Raw genomic sequence first — 10,676 nt, forward strand, 5'->3', positions numbered from 1 at the left:
AAAATATATTGTAAGTTTTCGCTCTAGTGACTTATAAGTTTATTCGTCTCTAAATATTGATCTTGCTGCTTTTTCGACAAGAAGATCAATTTTTTGCTTTAATGAGGTCAGAATGTATCGAATAAACTGATATGTTAGATTGATATCTTTTTTAACCTTCATTCCTAGCATAATCATTATCTTCTTGATCAAGTTATAAACCCAAGAAGATAGACTTTTAGAGAAATCAATCCCTTGTTGTAAAACATAAGCTAGCATGTCTAACAGTGTTACACCGGTGGCTATGCCGAATTGTATAGCTATTCCGGTTAGCTTAAGAATTTTCAAGATCACATAAGATATGGCCTTATTGATCATTTCCATTGTGTTAATTGTGAAGCTTATTGGACTATCAGATTTTAGCCAATTTTCAATTTCTGATGGAGAGGTGGGTGGCTCTAGTTCATACATGGTATCCCAAGAGCTAGCTTTATTTACACTCTCTATATATCTAAACATTTTATGATATTCACCTGAAGGTGAGTTACCCGGGCTGTTCAGACAATATACTTTCTCCCCATATGGTAAATGATAAAAGGGCCACATTGGCACCATAGGAACAACATCAGTTTTATGATACACCCGATATATATCTTTACCTTTATTTAATTCGCTGGTAACAAGTTTAACAAAACTTAAAGCCCCAACTCTTGGGCTGCCGAAAGTATATAGTTTTATGTTGTTAGTCGGAGATAGCCCTGATTTTTTTAACCATTCACTGGTAAGTGTTGCTAGAGCCCCTCCAAGGCTGTGTCCAACACAGTGGATTGTTCTAACATTATGACCTAGGGAAGAGATTTTTTCTTTTAACTCTGGCAAGATGCTACCAAAGCATTTATTGAAGCCAGTATGCACAAGCCTATTTGTTTCTGAAGGAGAAAATCCAACAGTTGCATCCGTTGCCCAGTCAAAGTAATTGTCTGTTCCTCTCAGGAGGACGAGTACATCATTTTCAAACTCTCCCTTGCCGTTTGCTACGATACCAAAACCGGTTCTTTTCTTTATAACCCATAATGTCCCTGAATTGCCGTCAATGACATCGTCGTGATTTGAAAAATCCCATTGGTTTTTAAAACGATCAATAGTTGGCGGGGTGAATTTATCGCTTTGAATTTCGTAAACTGAGCTTGCTAATAATGCAGCATCTTTATGCGTAATTGTACTTCCCATCCTAATCCTCCTAACCGTGATATGAAATACCTCGGTGGTTTGTTGCTAATTAACTCCGATAAATAAGTATGAAATACAACATATCTTAACCAGATGGTTTTCTGATCATGATTAAGTGTTAATACGTAGCACACGTGCTGATTATTAGGCCTTTATTGTTAAAGGCTTATTATTTTTATGAGTGGTAGATGTTATGTGGGTAATTGATTAATACTTTAGGGTTGTTAACTGTCTTGTGTTTTAAGTTTGCAGTTGGTGCCCACAGAATTGAATGTCAAATGAATAAATTTGTATTCATCTGTTATTTCGCATTGGAAATCTAGTTTTTTACCCTCAAGTTCAGAGTTCAGTTCTTCGCTTCTCTTTACTGTTTCCCAAATTAAATAATCTTTTCCATTATGGTTAACTATTATTTTTTGATGAGAAACGAACTCTTTGGGAAGCAAATTTCTCTCTAGTTTTGTGAGTGGTTCAAAAGAAAAGTGGCCGTAACTATCAGTTATAGTAATATCTTCATAAGTTTTTCCATCACATTCCACTACTCTTTTTACTGATGTATTTTGAGTTGGGGAGTTTTCATATGTTAAATAGCCATTAACGGGAGAAAAAAGGAAAACCTCATCTTTTGTGAAAATTGACATAGATACTCCGCTAGTGGATGAAAGTATTATTACAATAAATAAAAGAAATCTAGACATTTTCAGCCGCCAATTAATACCGTCGGGCAACCAATAACTATTTTTCCACCATGCCCTGTGGTGTCTCCCATTCTTGCTGCGGGTTTCTTTTGCAACATTACCGTTGTACTTCCCATGGCGACCGTATCGGGCGGTCCAACACAGGTACAAGTGCTACCAACGGTTGCTGAAGGCATCCCACCGATGATAACGGTGGGTGCTCCTGGGCTTACTACTGGGCCACCCACATGAGGTACTGTGCCGGTGACCATTGGGCATACATGCATATCACCAATACGGGAAGCTGGCTTACCCATAGTTTATCCCTCAACCCTACCGTTTCCGCCTCGTGCTAGATCGAGACCTTGCTCCATATAGCGCATGAACCTTTTATTTGGATCGACTGGGTCAGATAGCACGGCAGCAAGGGTAACACTGCCTGCGACTGCATGAGCATAAAGGTGTTCTGGCGGCTCTACTACCGGCTCGCCTTCGGCTGCTAAGCTCCCATGACACCAACTCGCTGCCGTAGCCGCCCAGCTCGCTGGAGTTTTATGTTTTGTTTTATCGCCGAATAGTTTGCAGCGTAAGCGGGCTTCCTCACTGGGCTTTTTTGCCCAAGTCTCAGCTGCATTAAGCGCATTCACATTGTCATCGTCAGTTTGAGGGCCTTGGATATCTCGGGCCGCGAGGCAAGCCCACCACACGGCTTCCCGCTTTGGTAGGCCATGAGCAAGCAACTTGATCGCATCTGGAAATAGGCCTGCTTCCACAAGGCGGTTTATGCTGACTTCTGGTGCTGTATCCGGTACCAGATGATCTTCTGCCTCGTCACTAACTTCAAAATTCTTAAGTAGCTCATCTGCGGTGAGAGCTTCTACTTTAATGAGGTCTGTCATTGATATATCCCCATCAGTTAATCATGGTTACGCCGCCTTTCAGGGTCAGCATTCCGCCACCTTTAACTTCTGCAGTAGCGTCGCCCTTACAGGAAAGCATTGTTCCTTTGATGGTGATACCAGCTGGAGTCAGTTTAATACTGCTACCGCCGACTTTTAATTCAATGGATGCTTTGGAGGAAATCTTAATTGCGCCCATTGCATCAGTAGTTTGAGAACCTTTACTGACCTTGAGTGTGTGATTTCCTGACCCGATAGTGACAACTTGATTGCCTTTACTGACATTGAGTTTCTGATCACCTTTTGAGATGGTGACAACTTCACTGCCATCGGTAACCGTAATAGTCCGGTCTTGTTTAACCTCAAGGGTTTGTTTGTTTTCTATCTTTCCTGTTTGATCATTATGGACGACAAAGTTATGGTCTTTGCCGGCTTCCATATAAAGCTCTTCGCTTCCGCCTTTATCATCAAACCGAAGTTCGTTAAAGGCGCTACCTTCATATTCAGTTTTCCAGCCACTTTGGGTCGCAGTGTAATTGGGGCCCGGATTATCACCGTTATATACGGCTCCGGTTATCAGCGGTCTATCCGGATCACCATTAATATAAGTAACAATAACTTCTTGATTGACTCTGGGGACAAAGTTCGCACCCCAGTTTTTTCCGGCAAATGACTGCATCACCCGTACCCAACAGCTGTTCTGTTGCGAATTCCATGGGAATTTCACTTTGATTTGGGTGTAGGGGTCTTGTGAACTATCAGAAGTGGTTGCTTTAACTTCAAGAACGCGTGCGACTTGCGGAGAGTGTACTTTCTTCGCAAAAATATTTGGCTCAGGTCTTGGAGTTACTGATGATGGGATACAACTGAAAGTATTGTGGAAATGTGTTTCCGCACTATTGCCGTCTGTAGCAGAGATATGTACGGAAGTAATCAGGTACTTCCCTTTCTCTGACGATAATGTGTGGTCAAAATTAAAACGGCCGCCAGCTGTGAATGAGGGGCAGTCACTGCGCCCATGGCTCACATCAAATAAAGCTTCTTGTGCTTCCATTGAGCGCTCGGCTAGTGCCTTGTGGTAGCTATCTGTAAATTTATGCTTATTTTCACCGTCAGCCTGGAAATGATTTAGCCCATAAAGGCCGCGCATGTAATTGCTGACATCATTTAGTTCGCTGGTGGTTTTAACTTGCTGCTTATTATCTTTTGTTGCGGTGAACTCACAATAATCTTTCAGTTCAAAGCCGCCACCATGATAATTGAAATTTCGCTGCCAGCTACTTACGGTATTTTTTGTCGGATAACTGCCGCTCCCATCGTATTCTATCTGTTCGCTTTCGCAGTCATAGAAATCCTGGCTATCATCACAAAGTACAAGTTCGTGTTGCCCATTTGAGTGCTTGAAGTAATAGGAGATACCCTCTTCAGCCATAAGGCGATTGATGAATTCAAAATCACTTTCATCAAACTGCACACAATATTCACGAGTTATATATTCAGCATTTAATTTAACGCTTAGCTTTACAACTTTGCTGTACTCGCCCAAAACTTCTTCAAGAATCTGTTTAGCAGATTTCTTTTCAAAAATTCTGTTGGAGCCCCCGAGGCTGGTAAACCAAAGGCCAGGTTGAATTGTGGCGCTATAACTTCGCACTCCCTCAGCGTTAACATCGCGCAGAGACAGTTGAGTAACGTAACCATTGATATAGCGAGGAGTTTCTGAGTGGTGTACAGAAACGGTAACAGCCTTGCCGACGATATCTTTCTGGCTTATTGCATGGTCATCGGACAGGAGCTGAAGTTCATAGCGGAAGAGTTTGGATATGTGCTCTTCGCCTTGCAGGCTGGTAGCGATTACCGCATCCGTGCCGAGCGGGCTGTCGACTTTAATCAGTCTTCTATCTTGATTTAATGTAGTCATGGGCAGCCCCTACTATCCCTACGGTGCCTTGGAGAATAGTACTAGTTATTATACATTCAGTTATTTAGCTGAAAACTCAATAAGCGCTCAGCTAAATAACTGCAAAATAATGGTCTGCAGAAATTCCTGCAGACCATTGTATATGCAGATCAGATTCTGCTGGCTTACAGCGGCTTGGCTGTTTCCAGGTCGTATCCAACACGCATATTTTTGGGGTTCTTATTGGTCTTGTCTGCGTGGTTGAGATCTGCTTCGATTTTAGCGTAGCTCAGGGATACAGACTCAGCCGGAGCGCCACCAGCGGAAGCCCCGATGCTGTAGGAGGAAATCAGGGTGTTTTCCAGTTTGTAAACAGCGTACTTCTCTACAGAGTTAGCACCGGTTTGTACTACGTGGATCTCAACGGTAACACCTTCGTCACCGGTTACAGAAGATTTGAACAGACCGCCGGAAGCAGCGTCGATGCGCTTGGTGAAGCTTACTTCGCTCAGGCTTGGACGAGAAGCTTCGCGGTTTGACATGGCGCCAGCTTCCATGGTAATGCCGCGGCCAACGCCGAAGTTGAAGCTGTCAATTTCGATCCAGTCCTCGTAGCCGGAAGCAGTAACATTGCCTTTGATGGCTTTGTTGTTGTAGTTCATGTAGATAGCCATGGGATGTCCCTCATTAGTTGGCGTGTGATGTTGGTGGTTAATCCCTTACCACCGCGATTCGCAGTAGTTCAGGTGGTCGTCGCGGTGGCAACTGTGATGATTTAAACAAAGAGAAAGCTAAAAACAAACTAATTTTCGAGTTATTTAATCGACTCTGGCACTAATTTCGAGAGGCAATTTTATGCTGTTACGATTTATGCCTGTTTGCCCTAATTGACTCTGACACTAATTTAATATTGCTAAAAAGTAATAAATCTCTAACGGGGATAAATAAGTGGTTTGAGTCATGGATATTGATTGACAGTTAAATATCTATTTGAAAGCATTTACTGGTATTTTTTTGATAAGCTTGCTTTGTAATAATATGTAATTCAGCCTTATATCGGAGCGATACTCAGTGTTTTCGGGGGCTGGATCAAAATAATAGTTTGATGGCGTGTTAAGGCAAATTTATTTGAATATTGATTCATTGTTGCCACATAGGCTGTTCGATATACTTCGCACCCTACTTTATTGCCTTGCCCATTAGATCAATAACAAAGTTTTTGCGGATTTGGATGTGTCGTAATGGTTTCCCATGGAGGCGGAATTGAACGATAAGACGCGTATTGTTCGGCCGAGTGGCACTCCGCCGGGCTCAGGCCAATCAACCAGCGGGCTGACAGAAGATGGTGATATCACCGTTGTTGTACAGCAGGATAAGACTGGAGCAAATGATCACCCCCCGGTTAAAGGTGCCCAACCGGTAATCCCTTCAGCTGCTGCCAGCTTTAGCTCAGATGCTACTGTCTTTGCGCCTTCCCCTAATCCCAATCGGGTGGGAAGTGGGGCTGGGGGCAATGAGGTTTTGGGTGGGGTTTCCGCCGATTCGGCAGTAATGCCTGAGCCCTTTGAAGCTTCCGGCTCAAATGCAGTGACTAAAACTGTAATCAAAGGTCGATTTGAGCTTGACAAGCTCCTGGGCGTTGGGGGGATGGGGGCAGTTTACAAAGCTCTTGACCGCCGTAAATTGGAAGCCAGTGACAGCGAGCCCTATGTCGCTATCAAGCTGCTTAATGATGATTTTCAAAAGCATCCCGATGCTTTTATTTCCCTCCAGCGGGAAGCGCGCAAGTCACAAACGCTTGCACACCCTAATATCGTAACGGTATACGATTTTGACCGTGATGGTGATCGCGTATTTATGACAATGGAGTTCCTTGAGGGTGCTCCATTGGACAAGTTGTTGCGTGACCATGCCGATGTTGGGTTGGAGCCCGAGCGTGCCCGCTCGGTATTTTGGGATATCTCCCAAGCCCTGATATATGCCCACTCCCACAAAATTGTTCACTCGGACTTTAAGCCAGGCAATATCTTTGTCACCAATAAGAAAGGTGCAAAAGTATTTGACTTTGGTATTGCCCGAGCTGTTTCTGAAGGGGGGATCGCAAATAAAGCTGGCGAAACGACAGTATTTGACGCGGGCACTCTTGGAGCCCTGACTCCGGCATATGCGAGCCTTGAGATGCTCAAGGGAGCTGAACCGGCACCGAGTGACGATGTGTTTGCGTTGGGGTGTGTTGCCTATGAGCTCTTCTGCGGGCGTCATCCTTATGACAAGACCCCCGCCGATAAAGCCATGGAGCAGGGCCTACGCCCCAAGCGGATCAAAGGGCTTAATCGCAGGCAGTGGCGCGCACTTGAGTCAGCACTCGAACTAAAGCGCGAAAACCGCACTAGTACCGTAGAGAAGTTTGTACAGGCGTTCTTTGTTAGCCATACGTGGAAGTGGGCCCTGGGAAGCGCGTTTGTGTTGGTCTTAGGTGGAGCTGTAGTGGGCTATAGCCACTTGCAGCAGCAGAATGCAGTAGAGCAGGAGCGGGTCAGGATAGAGCTTGAACACAAACATGAGCAGGAGTTGTTGGAGCGCCGTACTGCGGACAAAAAAGAGGCAATATCTAGGCTAATCGCACTGAGTATTCTGACTCCTGCCTGGGAGGAGGATCTCAGGCTTGAATTGGCAGAGTACGCTGAGTTGAACCCTGCTGATAAAGAGTTTCAAGATACTTCGCGTCGCCAGATATCAGAGCTATTTTTGGCAGCCGCTACAGGTCAATTGAATCTAGGCAATCTTGATCAGGCAGATGTGATGCTCAAGGGCGTGGCTAATTGGTATGGTGATTCCAGTGAAGCGGCGGCGATCAAGTCGCAGCTAGCTGCAGATAGAGAAAGCTTGCGGGAGAGGCTAGAAGCTGAGCGAGTAGCAGCAGAACGAGAGGCTGAGCAACTTCGTCTGGCTGAGGAGAGGGCCGAGCGCCGTCGTGTAGCCGCCGCTAAGCAAAAAGAAATTGATGCGGTGCTCGATGATATGGAGGTTGCACTGACTTGCAGCTTTGAAATGAGCGTTCCAGGTGTTGGTGCACAGCTTTCCCGGCTTGCGCGCCTTGATGCGGTAAAAGCGAGAAAAATTAGACCTGTCGTCGGCGCTGAGTTGGCGAAATGTGCGTCAACCTTGGGTGCGAGGGACCCAGTTCAAACGGAGTCCTTAGTCGATCAGTTCAGAGCTCTTGTACCTACTTATCAACCTTTGAAGGAGTTTCGCTTGGATTTCTGCGGCCACCTCCCGCCGGGCAGTGGTGGGCGAGGTGAGCGATACAGTTGTCGTGATCGCTTGGCAGATGGAACTCAAGGCCCGGCGATGGTCGTTATCAAGGGAGAAGGTGGGCGCCATTTGGCTGTAGGGAAATATGAGGTGAGTAATGGAGACCTCCAAATTTATTGTGACACCATTGGCGGTTGTGGGACATTGCAGCTGGGTTTATCAGCGTTGCCAGCAAATAATTTACCCATTGAGATAGCTGAGGCTTATCTGAACTGGTTGAGCGATGAAACCGGGTATGAATACCGCTTGCCCACTGAGCAGGAATGGTTCGCGGCTGCGAGTGCTAATGGGCAGGGTGAAGTTGCAGACCGCAACTGTCACTTGAAGTATGGGGGTATTGAAAAAGGTGCTGAGCTAGTACCGGTGAGCTCTGGTTCCGCAAACGGGTTTGGTCTGGTAAACCCTGTGGGGAATGTTCAAGAGTGGGTTCGTGGCACTGGCGAAGAGATAATGGCACTTGGCGGTAGCCGAGAGGACCCTATGAGTCGTTGTTTGGCAATAACCAAGAAGCACCATACTGGCGAGCCAGATCGATTAACAGGGTTTCGTATTGTTAGGGATGTAAATTAATAATCTGTTTTTGACCGAGACTGAAATAAGTACACAACAGCTTGGCATACTGAAATTTCTTAAATTAATTGTCTGGGGGAAAAATGCTCGGGCTTAAAAAAAATAAGCTGGCATTCGCGGTGGCTGCTAGCTTTTTACTGTTTCAATGTCCTGGTTATGCTCAGGATGAAGGTTCGAGTTTTAGAAGTCAGGTTAGAGAGGCTTTTGATCAAGATACAGCCACAGTTAATGAGGCTGATGTAACTAAGGATTTTTTGCAGCGCACTTACGAAGCAAAAGCCCCTAATCTGGATACTGAAATTCCAGAAGTATCTCAAAGGAATCAAGGACCGCGAATTACAATCAAAAAATTTCATTTCCACCGTCTGGAAGAGTACCCAGAATTTGGTATTGATCGTGAAACGGTCGAGAAGATGGCTGAGGATCTGCGTATTAAGTTCATGAAGGAGGACAAAATCCTTTCTAGTGGCTATACAGTGGAGAATCTGGAAGAACTAGCAGTATTGCTGGATGGTATGGATGCCCAGTTCAATCCAGGCGGATTGGGTCCTTCGGAATTGCGAAAATTAATTAGTGTTATCGAAAAGCAAAATAAAGAACGTGGTATTAGTTATGCGGACCTTGAAGAAATAGCCGCGGAACTCACTAATTTCTATCGTCGCCAAGGCTTATTTCTTGCGCAAGTTCAAATTCCTGCACAGGAAGTTGAAAACGGTGTGGTTACTCTCACGGTTCAAGAAGGTTTGTTAGGGCAGGTTGTTGCGGAAGACAATAAGGGATATGCATTAGAGCAGTTAGCAGAGCCTTTTGAGGGGCAGCGTGGAAAATTAGTTAATCATGAGAGTATTGAGGAGGGGCTTTATCTACTAAATGACTTGCCGGGCTTAAATGTTACTGGCTATTTTAGTGCAGGAGAAAATCCAGGCGAAACACGGCTTAACTTAAAGGTTCGAGATGCAAAAGGTTGGAAAGCCACCTTCAGAACCGATAACCATGGCTCAGCTTACACAGGCGACCAACGTTTCTATACAACCATTGACTGGCTAAATCCCTTAGGGATCGGTGATGCTCTTTCCGTTGGATATTTAAAATCGACTAGCTTAACTAATTATGAATCAAATTTTGGTTCAGATTTGGGGCAGTTTAAGTATAGTTTTCCAATTTTTGGTCCCCGCACTCGAGTTCAATTCTCGGCTGCTCACAATGAATTTATTTTAAAAGACGTAGAAGACCCAGATAATACAGTAAATAAGCTGGATATACATGGTGATAACAAAAGTTATGCGATTACTTTAGATCATAAATTCCGAAGATCTAGGGATTTTAACCTTACCGGTTCTTTCAGTTTAACAGAGAAAAAGTCTAATCTTTTGGCCATCACTTCTTTTGATGAGCCGGGCGATCACGTATATGGTGGAGAGCTGGGCCTTTACTTTGATCATCTCTCTAGTGGTGTGATTCCCATGCTTAATATATTGAGTACAAATGTTCAATATGGAGAGCATCGAAGAGAGCTAGAGGAGTCTCTGCAAGAGGACCGCGGTGATAATTTTGCTAAGTTTTCTTTGAGTGGCAGTTCCCTCCTGTTTTTACCTATGCCATTTAGCGATGATCAATCACGTCTGATACTCAAGGCCCGAGCACAATATAGTGATAGTGCTTTACCAGCTTTTGAACAGTTGTCGCTCGGTGGGGCCAATGGGGTGCGGGCGTTTGATGTAAGGGATTTTTCAGCTGATACCGCAGGACTATTATCTGCTGAATGGTATATGACTTTTCCAGATATGATAAATCCGATCCTATTTGATCAGCGTCTAAATGATATGTTTCAAATGGCGTTATTTACTGATTTTGGCTATGGCATCGTAAATAACTATAAAGAAGGCAAACAAGATGATTGGGCGAGATTTGCCGGTGGAGGTTTACTCTTTAAGTTTAATTGGAATGAATTTTTTGCCAGTAAACTATCGGTAGCCTGGCCGATTAAGACTGCCTCATCAATTGAAGGCACGGGGCTCGATATGGATGAGCCGACGGTATATGCGGATTTTTCTGTATTTTATAACTAATTAGTTAAAATTATTTATTAGCTGAAGTCGAGCAGGA

Annotated in this window: 8 protein-coding genes; 2 read left to right on the forward strand and 6 right to left on the reverse strand. The window is 44.5% G+C overall.

What is annotated here, in order from left to right; all coding sequences use genetic code 11:
- Positions 1–39: 39 nt before the first annotated feature.
- The 6 genes from ACJJIY_RS06695 to ACJJIY_RS06720 form a co-directional block, all read right to left on the reverse strand.
- Positions 40–1,209: a lipase family protein gene (locus tag ACJJIY_RS06695; RefSeq protein WP_444895417.1), complete on the reverse strand. Its 1,170-nt coding sequence runs from the start codon at positions 1,207–1,209 to the stop codon at positions 40–42.
- A 224-nt stretch (positions 1,210–1,433) separates the two neighbouring features.
- Positions 1,434–1,850 carry a DUF6795 domain-containing protein gene (locus tag ACJJIY_RS06700; RefSeq protein WP_444895416.1) on the reverse strand — a complete coding sequence of 139 codons (417 nt, stop codon included), beginning with the start codon at positions 1,848–1,850 and terminating at the stop codon, positions 1,434–1,436.
- A gap of 59 nt (positions 1,851–1,909) precedes the next feature.
- Positions 1,910–2,203 carry a PAAR domain-containing contractile injection system baseplate protein gene (locus ACJJIY_RS06705; RefSeq protein ID WP_413664124.1) on the reverse strand — a complete coding sequence of 98 codons (294 nt, stop codon included), beginning with the start codon at positions 2,201–2,203 and terminating at the stop codon, positions 1,910–1,912.
- A gap of 3 nt (positions 2,204–2,206) precedes the next feature.
- Complete coding sequence (locus tag ACJJIY_RS06710) at positions 2,207–2,785, reverse strand: DUF6931 family protein (protein ID WP_413664125.1); 579 nt, start codon at positions 2,783–2,785, stop codon at positions 2,207–2,209.
- A gap of 13 nt (positions 2,786–2,798) precedes the next feature.
- A complete protein-coding gene (locus ACJJIY_RS06715; protein ID WP_445359327.1) occupies positions 2,799–4,706 on the reverse strand; it encodes a type VI secretion system Vgr family protein in 1,908 nt (635 codons plus the stop codon).
- Positions 4,707–4,870: 164 nt separating this feature from the next.
- A complete protein-coding gene (locus tag ACJJIY_RS06720) occupies positions 4,871–5,359 on the reverse strand; it encodes an Hcp family type VI secretion system effector (protein WP_413664127.1) in 489 nt (162 codons plus the stop codon).
- A 589-nt stretch (positions 5,360–5,948) separates the two neighbouring features.
- Between ACJJIY_RS06720 and ACJJIY_RS06725 the strand changes: the two genes are divergently transcribed.
- Together ACJJIY_RS06725 and ACJJIY_RS06730 are read left to right on the forward strand one after the other, a co-directional pair.
- A complete protein-coding gene (locus ACJJIY_RS06725; protein WP_445359328.1) occupies positions 5,949–8,570 on the forward strand; it encodes a bifunctional serine/threonine-protein kinase/formylglycine-generating enzyme family protein in 2,622 nt (873 codons plus the stop codon).
- A gap of 83 nt (positions 8,571–8,653) precedes the next feature.
- A complete protein-coding gene (locus ACJJIY_RS06730; RefSeq protein WP_444895413.1) occupies positions 8,654–10,639 on the forward strand; it encodes a ShlB/FhaC/HecB family hemolysin secretion/activation protein in 1,986 nt (661 codons plus the stop codon).
- Positions 10,640–10,676: the final 37 nt, after the last annotated feature.

The organism is Microbulbifer maximicatervae (SeqCode) (assembly GCF_052468155.1).